The organism is Rhodoblastus sp., assembly GCF_052145335.1.
Taxonomy (GTDB): domain Bacteria; phylum Pseudomonadota; class Alphaproteobacteria; order Rhizobiales; family Beijerinckiaceae; genus Rhodoblastus.
In genome coordinates, this window is record NZ_JBKQOU010000382.1 from 1 (window position 1) to 20875 (window position 20875).

Here is a 20875-nt window from a genome sequence, read left to right on the forward strand (position 1 = left end):
AGTGGCAAGTTGACCGATTTCGGCATCGACGACAATTTCATGCGCGATGCGTCGTCCAGCCTGCAGTCGGGCAATGCGGCGCTGTTCCTGCTGATCAAGAAGATGACCACGGACAAGGTGCTCGAAGATTTGAAGGGCGTTGGCGGCAAGGTTTTGCGCACCTCCTTCGACAACGAAAAGGAAGCCGAACTGCAGAAGGCGCTCGCCGATGCGAGCACCGCCGCCCAGGCCCAGATTCCGGCGCAGGCCCCCTCGATCTGATCAAGCCCAGAACAACGCGGCGGCCGAGTTTCCGGCCGCCGATTTTCATGGGGGAGCCAAGGTGATGAGCGATTTGGGGCCGGAGATCGCGCCGGAAACAACGCATGCCGAGACGGGCGGCGAAGCCTTGCGCGCCGAACTTCCCTATATCGCCATGCTGCTCGGCGCCTTCATCGGCATAGCGATCAACGATTTCACCGGGCGACAGACCATCCTCTACTGGCAATTGCTGGCGCCCGCCTATGCGCTGATCTGCATCCTCGCCGGATGGGAGCATGGCGGGCCGACCGCGAGCCGCATGAGGCTGGTCAAGACCCAGGCCCTTCACTGGCTCGCCTGTTTCGTCGCCATGCGGCTGTTGTTCCTGCCGCAAGTGCGAGGCGTGCTGAATGACAACGCCACCGGCCTGTCGCTTTTGACGGTGCTGGCGCTATCGACTTTTCTGGCCGGCCTGCATTCCAGCCTCTGGCGGATTTGGGTGGTCGGGTTGCTGCTGGCCCTCGCCGTGCCCGCCGCCGCCTGGGTGGAACAATCGGCGCTGCTGCTGCTGGGGGAAGCCGTGCTGGTGCTCGGCGTCGGCGCCCTGTTCTTCTGGGTCAGGTCGAAAATGCGCAAATAGGCTGAAGCGCGGCTTCAGTCCCTGGCGTCGTTTTTCAGATTCAGTCTTGGGCGTTTTCCTTCAAAAAGGTCACGTGGCCCATCTTGCGGCCCGGGCGCGCTTCACTCTTGCCGTAGAGATGCAGGCAGGCGCCTTTTTGCGCGAGAAATTCGCGCCAGCGGTAAATATCGTCGCCGATCAGGTTGAGCATTTCCGCCGGCCCATGAGCGCGAACGCTGCCGAGCGGAAAACCGCAGATGGCGCGCAAATGCTGCTCGAACTGCGAGGTCACCGCGCCGTCCATCGTCCAGTGGCCGGAATTATGCACACGCGGCGCGATCTCGTTGACCAGCAACCGGGGACCGCCGCGGCCCTCGGTCAAAAACATCTCGACCGCCAGCACGCCGACATAATCCAGCGCCTCGGCGATTTTTCGCGCCTTGTCCTTCGCCCGCGCAGCCAGATCGGCGCTGATGTCGGCGGGAACTTTGGTGCTGGCGAGAATGTGATGTTCGTGGACGTTCTGGCCTATGTCCCAGGCGACGAAATCGCCGTCGAGCCCACGCGCCGCAACCACCGAGACCTCGCAGCGGAAAGGCACGAAACCCTCCAGAATCGACGGCTGGCCGCCGAGCGAGCGGAAACTCGTCGCCAGGTCCGAGCCCAGGCGGATCAGGGCCTGGCCCTTGCCGTCATAGCCGAAGCGCCGCGTCTTCAGGATCGACGGACGCCCGATCTGCGCCACGGCGCGCGCCAGGGCGCCGGCGTCGTCCACCTGCGCGTAAGGCGCCACCTCGATGCCGAGCCCCGAGATGAAATTCTTCTCGACCAGCCGGTCCTGGGTCAGCGCCAGCACCTGCGGCGAGGGGCGCACCGGCTTTTGCGCCGCCAGGAACTCGGCGGTCTGCGCGGGAATGTTTTCGAACTCATAGGTGACGACATCGACCGCGTCGACGAAGCGCGCCAGAGCATCCTGATCGTCATAGGGCGCGACGCTGGAGCAGGCCGCGACGTCGATGGCCGGATCGTCGCTGCGGTCGGTATAAATATGGCAGTAGAGGCCAAGGCGCGCGCCGGCGAGCGCCAGCATCCGGCCCAACTGGCCGCCGCCGACAATTCCGACGCGCGCTCCCGGCGCCAGTTTTTCCTCAACCATGGGTCGGCCGCTCCGCGACCTCCGCGGTCTGTTTTTCCCGCCAGGCGTCGAGCCGCGCGGCCAGGGGTTCGTCGTTCAAAGCGAGAATGGCGGCGGCGAGCAGCGCGGCGTTGATCGCCCCCGGCTTGCCGATCGCCAGCGTCCCCACGGGCACGCCGCCGGGCATCTGCACGATCGAATAGAGCGAGTCCCTCCCGGAAAGGGCTTTGGATTCGATGGGCACTCCGAGCACCGGCAGGGGCGTCATGGCTGCGGTCATGCCGGGCAGATGCGCGGCGCCGCCAGCGCCGGCGATGACGACCTTCAAACCCGCCCCGCGCGCGCCCTTGGCGAAAGCCACCAGACGGTCGGGCGTGCGATGCGCCGAGACGATGCGCACATCGGCGTCGACGCCGAGCGCCGCCAGTGTTTCGCTGGCGTGACGCATGGTCGTCCAGTCGGATTGGCTGCCCATGATGATGGCGACGGGGGGTTTTGCTTTCGACACTTCGATTCGGACCTGGAAATTCTTGAAGGCGACGTGTCTAATGCAAATGACGCCGGAAATCTACGCAATAATATCGGGCGTCAACGTGTCTTCCAAAAAGGAAATGCGGTCGCGCAGCGCAAGTTTCCGCTTTTTCAACCGCTGCAACTGCAGGGCGTCATTGGCGCCCACCGCCATCAGCGCATCGATGGCGGCGTCGAGATCCCGATGCTCCTGCCGCAGACGCTCGATTTCGTTGGCGAATTCCGCCCGCTCTTCTTCGCTCAGTTCTCTGCTCATCTAAAGCCGCTGGCTGATCTCGGTCGGCGCCCGCCGCGCCTTGTCGTGGATTATGTCCGCCCGGCGCGCCGAGGGCAAGGACAAGTATGCGGTTTCCGGCGTTGACCGACTTCCGCTGGGGGATTGGCGTTTTGTTAAATCACGATTTTCATTGCGAAAATTTTCGCTTGCGGCGGAGCGCAATCGTGTCACAATCCTGTCGTTAACACGTGGATAGGAGTTGCGCATGTCCTTGCAAAGCCATCTCGCCGAGCTCGAGCGCCGCCATTTGTCGCTGCAACGAGAAATCGAGAAGGAGGAGCTTCACCCTGCGGTAGACGAGCTTAAACTGCACGAATTGAAGCGAAAGAAATTGCTGCTCAAGGACGAAATCGCCAAATTGCGACAAAACGCACAAGAAACGGTGCACTGAGAAGCCTGCGTCACGATCCCTGAAAAGCCGCCGGAAACCCCATCCGGCGGTTTTTTCATGCCCGCTTTAGGCCCAGAGCGAAAAAGGCTCCGCTTCTTTGCTTTGACGTGTTTTCTCAACGCGAAGCGACAACCCATTTCGCCTGACGACGCCGAGCGGGGTCCCTTGCTTCGGCAAAGCCGCAGACGCGCTCCGTCGGCGCGCGCCGCGTCAACGCAGCGAACAGAAGCGTGACAATGACGGGCGCGAGCGGAAGGCCAGCCATTTGTCCAAGCGGCCTTGCAAAAGCCGGCAAGGCAAAGCCAGCGAGAAGGATGATTTTCTCATAAGGCAAAAAACCCGTCGCCAGAGCCCGAGACAAAAGCAAGGCCAGCGGCAGGGCCAGCAGCGTCAGGTCGTAATCGAGCAGGAAAGGCGTGACGAGCAGCGCCGCAGTTGCGATCAGCGCGCCCTGCGTCAGCGGATCGGCGCACTTGCGCAGGGTCGCGACCAGAGCACACGCCACAACTCCAGCAAGCGCCGCCTGTAAAACATAGGCGAGGGCGACGCCGCCGCCGAGCAGGCGAATGGCGGCGAACAGGCTCGCCATTTTTTCCGGTTCGACCAGCCCCTGCTCCAAGGTGGCGCGGGCCAAAGGCGCCTCGGCAAGAAAGGCGCGCCAGGCGGGTTCGCCGAACAGGCCGAAGGACAGGGCGATCAGCGCGGAAGCGCTCGCGGCCATGGACAGGAGAGCCCGCCAGCGCCCGCTCGCCGCCAGGCCCAGCGGAAGCAGCGCCGCAAGTTGCGGCTTGTAGCAAAGCGCGCCGAAACAGAGGCCCGCCAGCCCCGGCCGCGCGCCGAGAAAGTTTACCCCCGCGCCAAACAAAGCCGTCGAGAGAAGAGCGTTCTGGCCATGGGCGAGCGTGGTGAATACGGCGGGAAAAGCCAGGATCGGCAGGACCCCTATCCTGGTTGCGGCGATTTGCCGCATGACGCGAAGATAGGCGCAGCCTGTCGCCGCCAGCCAAAGCGTCAAGGCGGCGAAATAGGGCGCGACCGCCAGTGGCAAGCAAAACAACAGAAACACCGGCGGATAGAAAAAGGCGTAAAAGCCGAAATGGCCGCCGAAAAAAGCCTGTTCGGCGGCGTGGTGGACGGCGGGATCATAGACGGAAGCCGGCGACCCATTGAGCGCCAACCGCGCCGCCGTCCAGTAACTGACGAAATCCGTGCCGAGCGGCTCGCCTCTTCCGTCGGCGCCCCGGCTGGAGGTCAGGACCAGGCCGAGCAGGCCCAGGATCTGAATGACCGCCAGGATGCGCAGCCAAGCGCGAGCGCGACCCTCGTCGAGCCAGCGCGCCTTACGAAAAAAGGCGATTATTTGCGACAGGGACAAGACGACTCCCGCTCAGAGCCCGCCTTTCTGCCACGGCGCCCGTTAAAATTCGGGCAAGATTCAGGACGACGAGGCTGAGGCCTGGGTCAATCTTTATTCAAAATTGCACAATCGCTGCATCCTCGGCAGAATCTGGCTTACCAAGCCGGAATTGCTCGAAACGCTGCATAGCGTGATCTATCTGCGCTGAAGCGTATTCGCTAACGCGGACCTTCGATTCAAGTAAAGGAAATAGCTGTTCTCTCGTTCCGGGCGGCGGCGCATCGTCACGCATGGATGAACAGGGCGCCGCCATTAGCCGAAGGATTGAGCGCGCCATTCTGGACTTATTGCGCGCGGCGGCGCAATTTCCGGTCAAATCCAACCCCCCGTGCGGGAAATCCCGCGCAGAGGAAAAAATGCGAGAGGGAACAGATGACCAGTCGCTATAAAGAGGTCTATCAATCCTGGAAGAGCGATCCGCTGGCCTTCTGGGCCGAGGCCGCCAAGGAAATCGACTGGATCAAGCCGCCGAAGACGGTTTTCGACCCGGAGGCGGGCGTCTACGGCCGATGGTTCCCCGACGGAACCCTCAACACCTGCTATAATGCGCTCGACCGCCATGTGAAGAACGGTCGCGCCGAGCAGGCCGCGCTAATCTTCGACAGCCCGGTTACCGGCATCAAGCGCACTTACACCTATGCGCAATTGCTGGCCGAGGTGAACGCGGTCGCATCCGTGCTCAAGGATTTTGGCGTCGCCAAGGGCGACCGCGTGCTGGTCTACATGCCGATGATCCCCGAAGCCGTAATCGGCGTGCTGGCCTGCGCCCGCATCGGCGCCATCCATTCCGTGGTGTTCGGCGGCTTTGCCTCCAAGGAACTCGCTACCCGCATCGATGACAGCGAGCCAAAAGTCATTCTCACCGCCTCGGCCGGCATCGAGCCGAACCGCGTCGTCAAGTACAAGCCTTTGCTGGACGAGGCGATCAACCTCGCCGCCGTCAAGCCGGAAAAAGTTCTGCTGCTGCAGCGCCCGCAAGACCAGGCGACGATGGTCGCCGGGCGCGATTTCGACTGGGGAGATCTGGTCGTCGCGGCTTTGGCGGAGCGCCGCACGGTCGAGCCCGAGGAAATGAAGGCGACCGACCCGCTCTATATTCTCTATACGTCCGGTACGACCGGCATTCCCAAGGGCGTGGTGCGCGACAACGGCGGCCATGCCGTGGCGCTGAAATGGACGATGAAAAACCTCTACGGCATCGAGCCGGGCGAGGTCTTTTGGGCAGCTTCCGACGTTGGCTGGGTGGTCGGCCATTCCTACATCATCTATGCCCAACTGCTGCATGGCGCCACCACCGTGGTCTACGAGGGCAAGCCGATCGGCACGCCCGACGCCGGCGCCTTCTGGCGGATGATCGAGGAATATAATATCGCCGCCCTGTTCACAGCGCCGACCGCCTTCCGCGCCGTGCGCAAGGAAGACCCCAACGCCGAATATCTGAAAAAATACAATGTCGGCAAAAGCCTGCGCACCCTGTTCCTGGCCGGCGAACGGGCCGATCCAGACACGGTCGCCTGGGCCGAGCAGATTTTGGGCGTTCCGGTCATCGACCATTGGTGGCAGACCGAAACCGGCTGGGCGATCGCCGGCAATCCGGTGGGCCTCGGCGCGCTGCCGGTCAAGCACGGTTCGCCGACCGTAGCCATGCCCGGCTACGACGTCCAGATTGTCGACGAAGCCGCCCATCCGGTCGCGCACGGCAAGATGGGCTCGATCGTGATCAAGCTGCCGCTGCCTCCCGGCAATCTGCCGACCCTGTGGCGGCAGGACGGGCGGATGACGGAATCCTATCTGACGGACTTCCCTGGCTATTACAAAACCGCTGACGCCGGCTTCATCGACGACGACGGCTACCTCTACATCATGGGCCGCACCGACGACATCATCAACGTCGCCGGCCACCGCCTGTCCACCGGCGGCATGGAGGAAGTGCTCGCCTCGCATCCAGACGTCGCCGAATGCGCGGTGATCGGCGTCAAGGACGAGTTGAAGGGCGAACAGCCCTGCGGCTTCGTGGTGCTGAAATCCGGCGTGACGCGTTCCCCGATCGAGATCGAAAAGGACATCGTCAAGCTGGTCCGTGACAAGATCGGTCCGGTGGCGGCGTTCAAGATCGCCATCTGCGTCGCGCGTCTGCCGAAAACGCGTTCGGGAAAAATCCTGCGCGGCACGATGAAAAAAATCGCCGATGGCGACGCCTGGACCATGCCCGCCACCATCGACGATCCGGCGATCATGGACGAGATCATGGCGGCGCTGCAGCACAAGGGCGTGTAAGGCGACCACCACCGACGATCGAGCCAGCGAAGACACAAAAAGAAAGACCGCCGGAGGCGGTCTTTCCATTTCGGTCAAGCGCAGTCGTTGGATCAGGCGATGCGCGTCTTGCGCTGGCCGACGAAGCCAAGTCCGAGGAAGCCGAGCAGCATCATTACCCAGGTCGAGGCTTCGGGCACCGATGGAGCGAAGGACACGCCACGGATCGATATGTTGTTCGGCGCGGCATAGAGGGTGGTGAATTTTTCGAGGCCAGCCTGACCGATGGTCGTGTAAGACAGCGTGTCGGTGATTTCATACAGGTAGCTCGGCGACAACTCATTGAGGCCATAGCTGGTGGCGAAGAGCTCGACCTTGCCGCCGACGACTTCGCCGGTGAGCCCGAACAGGCCGGTGACGCCCGGCGCCGTCGGCGTGCTGGCGTTGGCGTTGGCGTTATTGACCAGGTTCAGCCCGCTGACGAGATCATAATCCAGCGTCCACACGCCGGTGCCGGTGTTTTCGGTCCATTTCTGCAACCCGCCTTCGCCCAGCGCCGCCTTGTTGGCGTTGCCGTTTTTCGGCTGGCCGCTGTCGGCGACATAGAGCGTGGTCGCGTTGGCGAAGAAGAATTGTTCCGGGCTCAGATAGACGAAGCTGCCGACGCGGCTGTTGTTGACGCCATTTTCCAGCGCCTTGGTCAGATTGATCGAGCCGTTGTTGCCGCCGGAGGAATAGGGCGAGGCCGGCGGGGTGATGTGGGTGGTGACCAGTCCGGTAGAATTGAGCGGCGGCTGGCCCTTCGGGCCGGTCAGGCTACTGACGTTGGAGTAGTTCTGGTTGCCGCTGCCCGGGGGATTCTGGTCGCGCGACACATAGAGCGTGCCGTTATATTCGGTGACGAAGCGGGTGTCGGTCGAGGTGTCGATCGGCGTCGCGGTGGTCGAACCGAGCGTGGTGTAGAACACGCCCTGCGTCGAGTCGGTCTTGCTGGCGCCCTGGCCGGAAACATAGAACGAATAACCGGTGGCGGAATAGACGCTGCGCGGATTGTTGGTGTTGAACACGCCGGTCAGGGCGGTGGTGGTGTTGACCACGCCCTTGCCGCTGATCAGGGCGACGACGCGCGGCACGGTGGTATAGGGTTGGCCGGTCAGGCTGGTGGTCTGGCCGAGGGCCGCCGTGCCGTAGGTCGACAACGGCGCCGTGTTGAAGGTGTTGGCGTTGACGCCATAGCCCAGGAGGGTGAGGAAGTCGCCGTTGCCGGTCAGCTGCATCAGGCCTTCGGAAGCCGAGCCATATTCGCCCGAAATCGGCGCATTGGCGCCATTGGCGATTTGCGGCAGGGTCAGCGACCAGACCGGGTTGGCGGAGGCTCCGCCAGCTCCAAGGCTGAATTCCTTCAACGTGATCGGCGAAGCGGTGTCGAGTACGGAACCCGTCACCGTGTCGATGACGAGGTCGCCCTTGGTGAAGATGGTGGAACCGGCGTAAGCCGTGGTCGTCGCGCCCGTCAAGGCGACGGAGACAAGTAGCGCGCTTTTCAGCGCGGTGCGTTTATTCATCATTCAGATCCCCCGAATCGTTGGCTCAAGCATCAAGGGCTCGGTCGACCTTTAGCTTGAACGGGGCTTCTAAAATTGTCGTGCGACACTCCTGTGAAGTTTCGATGAAACGCCCGATTCATTCCAAATTTTCAATGTCTTGCAGCTGACGCGCGACAAAAGAAAACCCCCAGTCCGCAAAGCGAATTGGGGGGCAACGGAAAGAATTGCCGTGGGGCGGCTTCAGCCCCCCATTTTCGCCATCAGGGCGTCGGAAATCTCGAAATTGGCGTAGACGTTCTGCACGTCGTCATTGTCTTCCAGCGACCCGATCAGACGCAGGATCTTTTCGCCGGCCTCGTCGTCCACCGCGATATTGTTCTGCGGCTTCCACACCAGCTTCGACTTCTTCGCCTCGCCGAATTTCGCTTCCAGCGCCTTGGTCACTTCGACCAGGTCTTCCAGCTTGGTGGTGATTTCGTGGCCGTCCGGCGTGCTGACGGCATCCTCGGCGCCGGCTTCGATCGCCGCCTCCATCATCGCGTCCTCGCCCGCCGCCTTGGCGTCGAATTCGATCTGGCCGACGTGATCGAACATGAAGGACACCGCGCCGGTTTCCGCCAGCGCCCCACCCGCCTTGGTGAAATAGGAGCGCACCTCTCCCGCGGTGCGGTTGCGATTGTCGGTCAGAGCCTCGACGATCACTGCGACGCCGCCGGGCGCATAACCCTCGTAACGCACTTCATCGTAGTTTTCGCCGTCGGCGCCGGCGGCCTTCTTGATCGCCCGCTCGATATTGTCCTTGGGCATGTTTTCGACGCGGGCGGCGATGCAGGCCGCGCGCAGGCGGGCGTTCATGTTCGGGTCCGGCAGCCCCATCTTGGCGGCGACGGTGATTTCCCGCGCCAGTTTGGAAAAAAGCTTGGAACGGGCGGCGTCGGCCTTGCCCTTCCTGTGCATGATGTTCTTGAACTGACTATGGCCGGCCATAAGCGCCCCTGGTTGCTTTTTGAAAACGCCTCCGCGCCAGCTTTAGCCGGCTCGACGGAAGGACGAGAAAAACGATCGCGCCTTATAAACGGGCGCAGAGCGGCTGAAAAGTGGCCAGAACGCTTTCAGGCGAAATGGCTATGGTTCCTGGCGGAAAACGCGTCAGAAGTGGATGATGATGTCGCCGGCGGCGACCACCTCCCAATTCTTGTCAGGCGCTATGCCGAAATTCGCGTTGCCGTTGAAGGCCGGCGCATTGAACGACCGGTAATAGGCGACTTCCGGACGAACTTCGATCTGGGGCGAGAACCAGTGCTGCCAGCTGAGCGCCCAATCGGCATAGGATGTGGCGACGCCGGTGCGCTGGCCTTGCGGATCGTTGAAATATTCGCTGCGCAACGACAGATTATCCAGCGGCGAGAACTGGTAGTTCAGAAAGGCCAGAAAAGTCTGCTCGTCGGTCGTGCACCATTGTTGGATCATGTTCTTGCAATGCGCCCCGTTGGGAGCGTTGAAGGGAATATATTGCCGTGAGAAAGGCGTGCCGCCCATGTCGTACCAGCCCGTGCCGGCGGCGTTATGCACCAGCGGATTATCGAGATTGGCAACCTTGATCTGGTGGATATTCCAGGATTCGAAGGCGATGTGCCATCGGTCGTTGAACTTGTGGTAATAAGTCCCTCCGATCCATTGCAGATTATTGTAACCCCATTCGCCCTTGTTGAGAACGTCGCCGCAGAGGTAAATACTGTCCTTGGCGCTGTCCGTTTCATATCGCGCGCACAAGGTAAAGGAGGGAATCGCGCCCGGATCCTTCAAGAAGGTCGAGCCGGAATATAACGGATTGGGATCGCGGTTGGGCAAACGCGCGCCAGCGTTCCACAAAGCCGTATCCGTGCCGCCGCTGACGCCGACCTGCAGGAACAGGTTTTTGGTGACCGCCAAAGTGGCCTGTATACCAGTGGTGGAATAATTGTCGTAGGCATAAGTCATGGAGTGTGAATACAAGTAATCGTTTGGAGCGAGCTGCGCTTCGATATCGGGAAGCGTGATATAGCGTCCCACCCGGATCATCAGGCCTTCCGCAATTTGCGGCACGAAGATTTCGCAGTAGACCATCGGGAAGTCATAGCCATTGACATCGTTGTGGTTCAGCAATTGCCAGCTGGCGACGCCATAGGTGGTGGTATAGCGGTAGTTCTCGCCATAGGTCGTGGCGAATCGGAAGCCCCAGTCGATGTGATCCTTCTGCACCGTATCGGGCGTACGTTCGAAATAGACCACGGCCTGGTCGAGGCTGACCGTATTGGGACTGTACATATCGGCGGCGGGGAAATTGCCGCCGTCATGCAGCCTGCTCGTGCTGGCGTTGCCGCCGGCGTCGATCCAGCCGTATAGCTGCAACTGATGGTCGGCCATCCATTTCCCGGGCGAGGTCTCGGCCATCGCCACCATCAAAGGGCTGTCAACCGAAGCCGAACGATTGGCGCCGAGATTGGTCGAACCGCCATAGGGATATTCGGTGAAGGGCATGGGCGGCGTGGATTCCGGCGCAGGCGGCCAGTCGGCGCGACGTGACGGCGGCGCCGCCGGATCGACCGGCGCGGCGTCATGCCCCCATTCGAGTTTGTAATAGTGCACCAGACGTACGAAAAACGAGTCGCCCAGGGTATCCAAGGCTTTGGTCGTGTAGGCAGGATCGACCACCGGGGTCGGCGCCTCGTCGGCAAGACTGGGTCCAGCGATCATGCCCAGCAAGCCCAAGACCAGCAAAAATCGCTTTTTCATGGACTTGCCCCGCCGACGGCGCTCACCAGCGCCGCCAGCTCCCATATTATCAATATGTTGCGGGACCGTATACTGTCCATCAGGACCGAAAAAACAAAGAAGGCCGGGGTTTCCCCCGACCGTCAAGTTTGCAGATGTTCAGGCTCCGGCGGATTTTTCGCCCGCCGGAAACTCGTCAGAAGTGCCAGATGATGTCGCCGGCGGCGACCACTTCCCAATTCTTGTTCGGCGCAATGGCGAAATTCGAATTGCCATTGAAGGCGTTGGCCTGGAAGGACCGGTAATAGGCGACTTCCGGACGAACTTCGATCTGGGGCGAGAACCAGTGCTGCCAGCCGAGCGCCCATTCCGCATAGTTGGTGGCGACGCCGGTGCGCTGTCCAGTCATGTCTGAGAAATATTCAGCGCGCAACGACAGGTTGTCGAGCGGCGAGAACTGATAGTTCAGATAGGTCAGGAAGGTCTGGGTATCCGAGTTGCAGTAGAGTTGAACCGTATTTCGGCAGTTCGCCGTGCCGGGCGCGTTGAAGGGGATATATTGCGGCGAGAACGGCGTGCCGCCAGCTGCATAGAAGGCCAGGGCTTCGGCGTTCTGGTTATTCGGCACATGGGTTTCGTGGAGGTTGTATGATTCGAAGGCGATGTGCCACTGGTCGTTGAACCTGTGGTAATAGGTGCCGCCAAACCATTGCAGATTGTTGTAGCCCCATTGGCCCTTGTTGAACGCGTCGCCGCACAGATAGATATTGTCGTTGGCGGTGTCGGTCTGGTAGCGCAGGCACAGAGTGAAGGACGGAACGTTGCCCGGGTCCTTGAGGTAGTTCGAATTCGGATAGAGCGGATTGGTCCCGTAACCGGGCAAGCTCTGAGCCAAATTCGGCAGGTGCGCGCCGTTGTTCCAAACCGCCGTATCCGAGCCCAAGCTGATACCCGGCTGGATGAACAGGTTCTTGGTGACCGCAATCGACGCCTGGACGCCATTGTTGGTGTAGTTGTCGAAGGCATAGGTCATCGAGTGCGAATACATGTAATTGTTCGGCGCCAACTGAGCTTCGATGTCGGGCAGTGAAATGAAGCGGCCGACGCGGACCAGCATGCCTTCCGCGACCTGCGGAATGAAGATTTCGCCCCAGACCATCGGGAAGTCATAGCCGTTGACATCATTGTGGTTCAGCAATTGCCAGCTGGCGACGCCATAGGACGTCGTATAGCGGTAGTTTTCGCCATAAATGGTCGAGAAGCGGAAGCCCCAGTCGATGTGGTCCTTCTGCACCGTGTCGGGCGTGCGCTCGACATACATCACCGCCTGGTCGAGGCTGACTGTATTCGGGCTGTACATATAGGCGGCGGGGAAATTGCCGCCGTCATGAAGCTTGCTGGTGGAGGCGTTGGCGCCGGCATTGACCCAGCCATAGGCCTGGATGCCCCAGTCGCTCATGAACTTGCCGAGCGGCGAGGGCGCGAGCGCCACCATCAGCGGGCTGTCCACCGAAGCCGTGCGATTGGTGCCCAGATTGGTGGTGCCGCCATAGGAATAATCGAAGAAGGGCATGGGCGGCGAAGTTTCCGGCGCCGGCGGCCAATCGGCGCGGCGCGACGGCGGCGCGGACGGATCGGTCGGCGCGGCGTCGTGGCCCCATTCCAGCTTGTAATAGTTCACCAGCCGCTCGAAGAAATTATCGCCGAGGGAATCGAGAGCTTTGGTTGTGTAGTTCGGATCGGCCGGTTGGGCCTGGTTCCCCGGCGCCCCGCCCGGGCCGAAATTATAGATCAGGCTGGCCCGAATGGTGTTGTTCGACGCCGAAACGAGCCGGTCGTTGAACGGAACCAGATTGTTGGCCGAGGCGCCCGAGAAATTGTACGGCAGGGTATTGTAATTGTCGCGGATATATTCGACGCGCGCCACCCAGTTCGGCGCGAAGGCGTAATCGACGCCGCCGCCGATATTGTAGCCGGTAAGGTCGTTTCTGACCGTGGCGTAGCCGCCGGGTCCGCCGAGGTTCACGCGCTCGCCGGTGACAGACAGACCGCCAGCGGCAAAGATCAGCGCGTTGCCGAAGGCGTATCCCACGCGGCCGCGTATGCGCATTTCATATTCGGAATTGAGGCTTGCATTATACGGAAGGCCGCTGGACCCGTCGATGAAATTGGCCGAACCGGTGGTGTTCTGCCATCCCATTTCGCCTTCAACGCCCGCCACGAACTGGCCGAACTGCATGTTGTAGCCGGCCAGACCCGCCAGGGCCCCGCTGGAGCCGTTCAATTTGGCGGACTCGAAACCAGGCTGGCTGACGCTCGCGGGTCCCCAAACCCCGCCGGCGGCGACGCCGGCATAAAAGCCATTCCAGGTGAAAACCGGAGGCGCTTCCGGAGGCGCCTTGAGCGAAGGCAGATCGGCGGCGACCGCCTGACCGGCGACCAGCGCCAGCATTCCCGCAATTGACAAAAGTCTATTTTTCATTGGCTCGCCTCACTGCCGGCGCGAGACAGAATCGCCGGCTCACGAATTATGGCTCTGTGAGATGAAACTATTTTTCGCGCCCATAAGGAAGCAATTAAGGAAAACCCGGTGGGATATAAGGAACTCATAATGATTGCATGTAAAGCTGATGACTATGCTACATAAACGATCAAAATATGAGTATTCGCTGTGCATTTGTAAGGTTTTTTGCCTGCGAATTATGCTTTTCGGTCTGCCTGTCAAATGGGCGCCGGCGCAAATCCGACACGATTGCGTCCCATCTGTGGCCGCGAAGTCACACAAATAAGGTCCTAAAAAGCGGGAATCGCCTGCGCCAGCGCCCCGCCGACGCGCAGGGCCTCGACTTTCCTGGCCAAACCGTCGCCGCCGGTCTCGACGAACAGCCCGCACAGCGTCGCCTGGCCCTCGGCGGGCTCGAAACGCGAGCCCGGCGTTTTGCGGGTAAAACGGCGGATCGGCTCTTCCTTGTCCATGCCGATCACCGAATCGTAATCGCCGGTCATGCCGGCGTCGGTCTGGAAAGCCGCGCCATGCGGCAGAATGCGCCAATCGGCGGTCGGGACATGGGTGTGAGTGCCGATGGCCAGCGACACCCGGCCGTCGGCGAAATGCGCCAGCGCCTGTTTCTCGCTCGAGGCTTCGGCGTGAATGTCGAGAATGGCGGCGTCGCAGGCCAGTCCCAGCGGACAGGCGGCCAATTCCTTCTCCACCGCCGCGAAAGGATCGTCCATCGCGTCCATGAACACGCGGCCCATCACGTTCATCACCAGCACGCGCTCGCCCTTGGCGGTCTCGTAAAGCCAGGCGCCGCGCCCCGGCGTGCCGGCGGGATAATTGAGCGGCCGCAGCACATGCGGCGCGCGTTCGATGAAAACCAGCGCCTCGCGCTGGTCGAAGGCGTGATTGCCGAGCGTGATGCAGTCGACGCCGGCGTTGAGAAATTCCTGCGCGATGTTTTCCGTGATGCCAAACCCGCCAGCGGCGTTCTCGCCATTGGCGACGACGAAATCGAGCGCCAGGTCCCGCCGCAAAACGGGAACATGTTCGGCAATGGCGGCGCGGCCGACGCGGCCGACGACATCGCCGATAAATAAAAGACGCATTATCGATCCGTATGAAAGCGAAAGACTTGCTCTTCCGTTATCACGAAATCGAGTTTTTCGTCGTGTTTTTCGCGGGGAATTTCGGCCACTTGCTGGCGGGCGAAGGCGAGCCCGCCGGCGACAATTTGGCTTTCACGGCGCAGATACGCCAGCGTGGCGTCGTAATAGCCGCCGCCGAAGCCGAGACGGCCGCCCTGCCCGTCAAAACCGAGCAAAGGCGCGAACAGCACTTTCGGATTCATTTCCGGTGCGGAAGAGTGCGGTTCGCGCAGGCCGTAGCGTCCAGCGACCAGTTTTTCGCCAGGCCGCCACAAGTGGAATTTGAGCGGCGTCGCTTTTTCGCCGCTGACCGGCAAAAGGGTCGGAAAGTTTTTGGCCGCGAGCGCCTCCAGCAAAGGGAAGGAGTCCAGTTCGCCCGGAAGGCTGGCGTAAAGGGCGACGGGCGTCGCCTCCGGCCCGCCGCCGAATTCGGCGACGAGGAACAGAGCGCGCTCGGCGACGCGGAGCGCCGCCCGCTCCGCCTCCGCCGCGGGAATTTTCGTCCGCGCCTCGCGGAGTTGGGAGCGGAGGAGAGTCTTATCTATCGGCATGCAGCCATGATAGCGCTGGAAGTCAAGCATTCGCCAGCGGATGCTCCCCTTCTCCCCTTGCAGAAGAAGGAAAGCGCTGCATCTGCCCGCATAGCCACGATTGGAGAACGATCAGGAAAAAGGGTGCGGGCCACAAAAGCCGTGGGATGTGATCCCGGGTACCTACAGAGTAGGTGGGCGCCATGTGCCTAAGTCCACGGACGAAGACAGGGACAGCTCCCTAGGGGATCGTAAGGCCCCGGGGAAAAGTCCACACGCACCCCGCAGCGCCGCAAAACCAATTTAGGGGGCTTCTACGCCGGGCGCCAGCGCCAATTACGAAAAATACCGTCACTGCGAGTCAAATGCGATCCGCAATGACGGGCTGGCGTCAATTATCCAGGAACGACCGCAATTTACGCGAGCGCGACGGATGCTTCAGCTTGCGAAGCGCCTTGGCTTCGATCTGGCGGATACGTTCACGCGTCACCGAAAACTGCTGGCCAACTTCTTCCAGCGTGTGATCGGTGTTCATGCCGATGCCGAAGCGCATACGCAACACACGTTCTTCGCGCGGCGTGAGCGAGGCCAGAACCCGCGTGGTCGTCTCGCGCAAATTCGACTGGATCGCCGCGTCGATCGGGAGAATGGCGTTCTTGTCCTCGATGAAGTCGCCGAGATGCGAATCTTCCTCGTCGCCGATCGGCGTCTCCAGCGAGATCGGCTCCTTGGCGATTTTCAGCACCTTGCGCACTTTTTCCAAAGGCATGGCGAGCTTTTCCGCCAGTTCCTCCGGCGTCGGCTCGCGGCCGATCTCGTGCAGCATCTGGCGCGAGGTGCGCACGATCTTGTTGATCGTCTCGATCATATGCACCGGGATGCGGATGGTTCTCGCCTGATCCGCGATGGACCGGGTGATGGCCTGGCGAATCCACCAGGTCGCATAGGTCGAGAATTTATAGCCGCGCCGATATTCGAACTTGTCGACCGCCTTCATCAGGCCGATATTGCCTTCCTGGATCAGGTCGAGAAATTGCAGGCCGCGATTGGTGTATTTCTTGGCGATGGAAATGACCAGGCGCAGATTGGCCTCGACCATTTCCTTCTTGGCCTGCCGAGCTTCGCGCTCACCCTTCTGCACCATGTGGACGATACTGCGGAACTCCAGGATTTCCAGCCCGGTTTCCGTCGCCAGGGCGTGAATATCGCAGCGCAATTCGTGAATGTCGTCCTTGGCGTTGGCGACGAAATCCTTCCAGCCGCGCGCGCCAAGTTTCGACACGCGCAACAGCCACTTCGGATCGAGTTCCGATCCGTGATAATTCTTGAGAAAGTCCTCGCGCGACACGCCAAAGCTTTCCGACAGCCGCAACAGCCGGGTTTCCAGGCCGATCAGCCGGCGATTGATGTCGTAAAGCTGCTCGACCAGCGCGTCGATGCGGTTCTGGTTGAGCGACAGCGATTTGACGTCGGTGACGATCTCTTTCTTGAGCGTCTTGTATTTGCGCTCCTGAGCGGGCGTCAGCGCCTCGTTCTTGAGCTTGTTCTCGACATTCTGGTCCTGCAGTCGGCGCAGCTTCTTGTAAGCGTCGGCGACGCGGTCGAAGGTTTCGAGAACCTTCGGCTTGAGTTCGATCTCCATCGCGGAGAGCGATACGGAATTCTCCATATCGTCCTCGTCCTCGAAGGCGTCTTCGGGGACCGGCGGTTCATCCAGCCCGGCAGGCGGATTGCGCGGAGCAGTAGCGGGCGCTTCGGTCTCGGCTTCGGCCTCGCCTTCCACGGCCGCCGCCGCGACCTTGCTGTCCGGGCCGGCGTAGGTGGCTTCAAGATCGATGATTTCGCGCAGCAGAACCTTGTTCTCGACCAGTTCGTCGCGCCAGATGATGATGGCCTGGAATGTCAGCGGGCTTTCGCACAGACCGGCGATCATCGCCTCGCGGCCGGCCTCGATGCGCTTGGCGATGGCGATTTCGCCCTCGCGCGACAAAAGCTCGACCGAGCCCATTTCGCGCAGATACATGCGCACCGGATCGTCGGTGCGGTCGGTCGGCTCGGAAGTCCGCGTCGCCACAGCCTTGGCGGCGACCGGTTCGGCCAGTTCGCCGCCCTCCGCCTCTTCTTCCTCGGGGGCGGCCTCTTCCTCGGCCTCGTCGGCCTCTTCGGCCTCGACGACGTTAATGCCCATCTCGTTGAGAATGGCGTAGACGTCTTCGATCTGGTCCGAGGTCACCTCTTCCGAGGGCAGCACGGCGTTCAATTCGGCGTAAGTGACGAAGCCCCGCTTTTTGGCGAGCTTCATCATGCGTTTGACGGCGGCGTCGGAGAGATCGAGCAACGGGCTGTCGGTCGCCTCCGCCACCCCAGCTTCCCCTTCCGGCTTCGCTTCGTCTTTTTTCGCCATGTCGTCTCCAAACCGTAAATGTTTCAACGGCGCGCCGACCGAGAATCGCCGCAAGTGGCGCGGCCATTCGCCGCAGGCTGCGCGGAAAATTTTAAATTCCGCTTAACCATCAAGCGGCGAACAGCGCCCGCCCCGAACTAAACCCAATTTTTACGCGAGGACCGAGCGGTCCGCGTAAAACCGCTATCAAACGGATTTGTCTTCCCGACCGGAATGAGCGCCAAAGCCTTCGATCGTCGCCTCCGCGCCCTCAAGCGCCGACAATTGCGCCCTGATATCCGCGAGTACGGCAAAATTGGCCTCGGACGGTTCTCCCGCCAGAACCGCCTCGGCCAGTCGCAACTCCCTATTTAACGCCCGCTGTTTACGATGCAAGGCCAAGGCCTGCCGCAAAACCTCGTCTGCGTCATTTTGATGCGTCTCGGGCCTCACGCACCACAGTGTCGAAATTGTGGCGTTGGACGCCAATGCGTCCAAAAAACCCTCGAATCCGCGCGAAACAAGCTTTTCACGCAAGTGCCCGGGCGACGCGTCGGGATCGGCCAATCCCAGCAAAGCGTCACGCAGCTTTCCCCCGCTCTCGCTCGAAAACTCCAGCCGGGCGATCTCTTCGCCATGGAGCGCGAGCAAGCCGGGATGATTGAGCAGCAAGGCGAGAATAAGCAATTCGCGCGCCGCTGGGGCCTCTTTGCGCGAAGCGAACAGGCTGGACTGCAACAGAGCCGAACTGGGCGCGAAGGGCTGGCGCGAAAAAGTCGCAGGATCTTGTTTGAAGCGGCCGCCCGGCGAAAACTTCCGGTTCTGCCCGCCAAAACTCTGACCAGAATTCTGACTGGCCCGCGTCCGGCCGAACAATTCGGACAGGCGCTGGCGAAAATCATCGAGATAATGCCGGCGCAGCATTTCGTCGCGGATCAGGCCGGCGCAATCGCGCAGGCGCCGCTCCAGCCCGGCGCGGCGCTCCGGGGTGTCGAGCGGCTGCGCCTCGGATTCGCGGACGAAAATCATCTCGACCAGAGGCCTGGCCGCCGCCAGCACCGCCTCGATCGCCGCTCCGCCCCCGGAACGCGCGAGATCGTCGGGATCCTGACCGTCCGGCAGCAAGGCAAAGCGCAGGGTCTTGCCCGGCCCGATCAACGGCAAGGCGGTGTCGACGGCGCGGAAAGCGGCCTTGCGGCCGGCCTTGTCGCCATCGAAACACAGAATCGGCTCCTCCGCCATTTTCCACAACAATTCGCATTGCTCCGGCGTCAGGGCGGTGCCGAGGCCGGCGACGACATTGGGGTGGCCGGCCATCGTCAGGGCGATCACATCGACGTAGCCTTCGACTGCGACGACTGTTCCGCGCTCATGCGCCGCAGGCCTTGCAGCATGCAGGTTATAGAGGTTCGAACCCTTGTGAAACAACGGAGTTTCGGCGGAATTCTTGTATTTCGGCTGCACGTCCTTGGCCAGGGCGCGGCCGCCGAAAGCGATCGTCCGGCCAGAGCGGTCGCCAATCGGGAACATCAGCCGGTCGCGGAAGAAGTCATAGGGGACGTTGATGTCCGGACCATGGGTCAGCAAGCCGGCCTCGATCATCGTCTCGGCCGAACAGCCTTTGCCGGCGAGAAAATCGCGCAGGGCGTAACGCTCGGCCGGGGCATAGCCGAGGCGAAACTTTTCCCGCGCCTCCGCGCCGAGGCCGCGCTCGGTCAGATAGGCGCGGGCTTTGGCGCCTGCGGGGCCTCGCAATTGCTGCTGGAAAAAACCCGTCGCCAGCTCCAGCGCCTCGATAGTGGTGGCGCGGCGTTTTTCCGCCGCCGCCGCTTCCGGCGTCTCCACCGGCATCGCCAGGCCAGCCATGCCCGCCAGTTTTTCGACCGCCTCCGGAAAGCCGAGGCCTTGCGTCTCCATCACGAAGTTGAACACGTCGCCGTTCTTGCCGGCGGAAAAATCGTAATAGAAACCCTTCTGGTCATTGACGTAGAAAGAGGGCGTCTTTTCCGAATTGAACGGCGACAGGCCCCGCCATTCGCGCCCTTCCTTCTTGAGTTTCACGCTTTGTCCCACGACTTCCGACAGCGGAAGCCGCGCCCGTATCTCATCGAGGAAGGACGGAGAGAATTTCATGTTTTCCGTGCGAAAAAGTGTCTTTTACAAGTGGGGCCGCGAGCGCGCCAACGCAATCCGAAAACGACATTGTCGCCGTTATCCACAGCATGTCCGCAAAAAAGCCTCGGCGTTATCGGATAGACGGGCCGCCCGCCAAGGGATAGACAGAGCCGCCGCCGACCGGGGCGGCCATCGCACAGAGATTTTTCATATGCGCGTGCTTGCCAGATTTGCCGAAATGAAGCGCAAGGGCGAAAAGATCGCCATGCTCACCGCCTATGACGCGCCACAGGCGCGGGCGCAGGAAGAGGCCGGGATCGAAGTGATTCTGGTTGGCGACAGCGTCGGCGTCAATATCCTCGGCTATCCCAGCGAGCGCGAAGTCACCCTCGCCGACATGGCGCATCACGTAGCGGCCGTGCGGCGCGGAGCGCGCGACACTTTCGTCATCGGCGACCTGCCCTTCGCCACCTATGACTCGCCCGAGCAAGCTCTGGCCAGCGCCAAAACCCTCCAAAAAGCCGGCGCCGACGCTGTGAAATTCGAGGGCGCCCATCCGGAACTGGTCCGCATGCTCACTGGCGCCGGCATCCCGGTTTGCGGCCATCTCGGCTACGAGCCGCAGACAGGCGAAAGGCGCGTCCACGGCAAGACCTTCGAGGAAGCCGTCCGGATTTTCGCCGACGCCAAGGCTCTCGACGAAGCTGGCGTATTCATGCTGGTGCTTGAGCTCGCGCCCCTGGAGCTCGCCGCCGCCGTGACCGGGGCCATTCGCGCGCCGACTATCGGCATAGGCGCGGGATTCGGGACCGACGGACAGGTTCTGGTTTTCCCGGACGTCCTTGGCTACGGCGAGAAGAATTTCCGCCACAACCGTCGCTATGCGGAAGTCGGCCAGACCATGCGCGAGGCTAGCCGCGCCTATCTGGCGGATGTGCTGAAGGCCGAATTCCCGACCAAAGCCAATTGCGCCGCCATGCCGCCGGAGGTTTTGGCGCGGTTCAAGGCCGAGGTCCTGGGCGAAAAGGTCTGAAC

Annotated in this window: 17 protein-coding genes and 1 other RNA gene; 5 read left to right on the plus strand and 13 right to left on the minus strand. The window is 61.6% G+C overall.

Going from position 1 to position 20875, the window contains the following annotated elements; genetic code table 11:
- Both ACLP2E_RS22390 and ACLP2E_RS22395 read left to right on the plus strand, forming a co-directional pair.
- On the plus strand, positions 1-261 hold a 261-nt coding region (locus tag ACLP2E_RS22390), incomplete at its 5' end, for a DUF1269 domain-containing protein (RefSeq protein WP_442467178.1).
- Between the two features lie 64 nt (positions 262-325).
- The gene (locus tag ACLP2E_RS22395) at positions 326-880 is read left to right on the plus strand and encodes a hypothetical protein (protein WP_442467179.1); all 555 of its coding nucleotides are present in this window, start codon (positions 326-328) and stop codon (positions 878-880) included.
- A gap of 40 nt (positions 881-920) precedes the next feature.
- Here the strand turns inward: ACLP2E_RS22395 and ACLP2E_RS22400 are convergent, their stop codons facing one another.
- From ACLP2E_RS22400 to ACLP2E_RS22410, 3 genes are all read right to left on the minus strand, one after another.
- Positions 921-2015, minus strand: a complete 1095-nt coding sequence (locus tag ACLP2E_RS22400) for a 5-(carboxyamino)imidazole ribonucleotide synthase (RefSeq protein ID WP_442463077.1) — start codon at positions 2013-2015, stop codon at positions 921-923.
- Positions 2008-2469 carry a 5-(carboxyamino)imidazole ribonucleotide mutase gene (gene purE, locus ACLP2E_RS22405; RefSeq protein WP_442463123.1) on the minus strand — a complete coding sequence of 154 codons (462 nt, stop codon included), beginning with the start codon at positions 2467-2469 and terminating at the stop codon, positions 2008-2010. The genes ACLP2E_RS22400 and purE overlap by 8 nt, the downstream gene beginning before the upstream one ends.
- Positions 2470-2562: 93 nt before the next feature.
- On the minus strand, positions 2563-2781 hold the full coding sequence (locus ACLP2E_RS22410) for a YdcH family protein (protein WP_442463078.1): 219 nt from the start codon (positions 2779-2781) through the stop codon (positions 2563-2565).
- 226 nt (positions 2782-3007) lie between these two features.
- Between ACLP2E_RS22410 and ACLP2E_RS22415 the strand changes: the two genes are divergently transcribed.
- Entirely contained in the window at positions 3008-3193 is a 186-nt protein-coding gene (locus ACLP2E_RS22415) for a DUF465 domain-containing protein (RefSeq protein WP_442463079.1), read from the plus strand.
- Between the two features lie 115 nt (positions 3194-3308).
- Here ACLP2E_RS22415 and ACLP2E_RS22420 read toward each other — a convergent pair whose 3' ends face one another.
- Positions 3309-4568: a glycosyltransferase family 87 protein gene (locus tag ACLP2E_RS22420; RefSeq protein WP_442467180.1), complete on the minus strand. Its 1260-nt coding sequence runs from the start codon at positions 4566-4568 to the stop codon at positions 3309-3311.
- Positions 4569-4982: 414 nt separating this feature from the next.
- Here ACLP2E_RS22420 and ACLP2E_RS22425 point away from each other — a divergent pair, with 414 nt between their 5' ends.
- A complete protein-coding gene (locus tag ACLP2E_RS22425) occupies positions 4983-6887 on the plus strand; it encodes a propionyl-CoA synthetase (RefSeq protein WP_442467181.1) in 1905 nt (634 codons plus the stop codon).
- Positions 6888-6979: 92 nt separating this feature from the next.
- On the opposite strand, the gene ACLP2E_RS22430 is transcribed toward ACLP2E_RS22425, so the two are convergent.
- From ACLP2E_RS22430 to dnaG, 9 genes are all read right to left on the minus strand, one after another.
- Positions 6980-8431 carry a PEP-CTERM sorting domain-containing protein gene (locus ACLP2E_RS22430; RefSeq protein WP_442467182.1) on the minus strand — a complete coding sequence of 484 codons (1452 nt, stop codon included), beginning with the start codon at positions 8429-8431 and terminating at the stop codon, positions 6980-6982.
- A gap of 222 nt (positions 8432-8653) precedes the next feature.
- Complete coding sequence (locus ACLP2E_RS22435; RefSeq protein WP_442467183.1) at positions 8654-9400, minus strand: YebC/PmpR family DNA-binding transcriptional regulator; 747 nt, start codon at positions 9398-9400, stop codon at positions 8654-8656.
- Between the two features lie 162 nt (positions 9401-9562).
- Complete coding sequence (locus tag ACLP2E_RS22440; protein ID WP_442467184.1) at positions 9563-11188, minus strand: outer membrane beta-barrel protein; 1626 nt, start codon at positions 11186-11188, stop codon at positions 9563-9565.
- Between the two features lie 175 nt (positions 11189-11363).
- Complete coding sequence (locus ACLP2E_RS22445; RefSeq protein ID WP_442467185.1) at positions 11364-13649, minus strand: outer membrane beta-barrel protein; 2286 nt, start codon at positions 13647-13649, stop codon at positions 11364-11366.
- Positions 13650-13960: 311 nt separating this feature from the next.
- Positions 13961-14773 carry a TIGR00282 family metallophosphoesterase gene (locus ACLP2E_RS22450; RefSeq protein WP_442463086.1) on the minus strand — a complete coding sequence of 271 codons (813 nt, stop codon included), beginning with the start codon at positions 14771-14773 and terminating at the stop codon, positions 13961-13963.
- The gene (locus ACLP2E_RS22455; RefSeq protein ID WP_442467186.1) at positions 14773-15363 is read right to left on the minus strand and encodes a 5-formyltetrahydrofolate cyclo-ligase; all 591 of its coding nucleotides are present in this window, start codon (positions 15361-15363) and stop codon (positions 14773-14775) included. The genes ACLP2E_RS22450 and ACLP2E_RS22455 overlap by 1 nt, the downstream gene beginning before the upstream one ends.
- Positions 15364-15487: 124 nt before the next feature.
- A non-coding RNA gene (ssrS, locus tag ACLP2E_RS22460) (6S RNA) lies at positions 15488-15636 on the minus strand.
- Between the two features lie 97 nt (positions 15637-15733).
- Complete coding sequence (gene rpoD, locus ACLP2E_RS22465) at positions 15734-17746, minus strand: RNA polymerase sigma factor RpoD (protein ID WP_442463088.1); 2013 nt, start codon at positions 17744-17746, stop codon at positions 15734-15736.
- A 186-nt stretch (positions 17747-17932) separates the two neighbouring features.
- Entirely contained in the window at positions 17933-19858 is a 1926-nt protein-coding gene (dnaG, locus tag ACLP2E_RS22470) for a DNA primase (protein ID WP_442463089.1), read from the minus strand.
- 193 nt (positions 19859-20051) lie between these two features.
- Here dnaG and panB point away from each other — a divergent pair, with 193 nt between their 5' ends.
- Positions 20052-20873, plus strand: coding sequence for a 3-methyl-2-oxobutanoate hydroxymethyltransferase (gene panB / locus ACLP2E_RS22475; protein ID WP_442463090.1), 822 nt, complete (start codon positions 20052-20054; stop codon positions 20871-20873).
- The last annotated feature ends 2 nt before the right edge of the window (positions 20874-20875 follow it).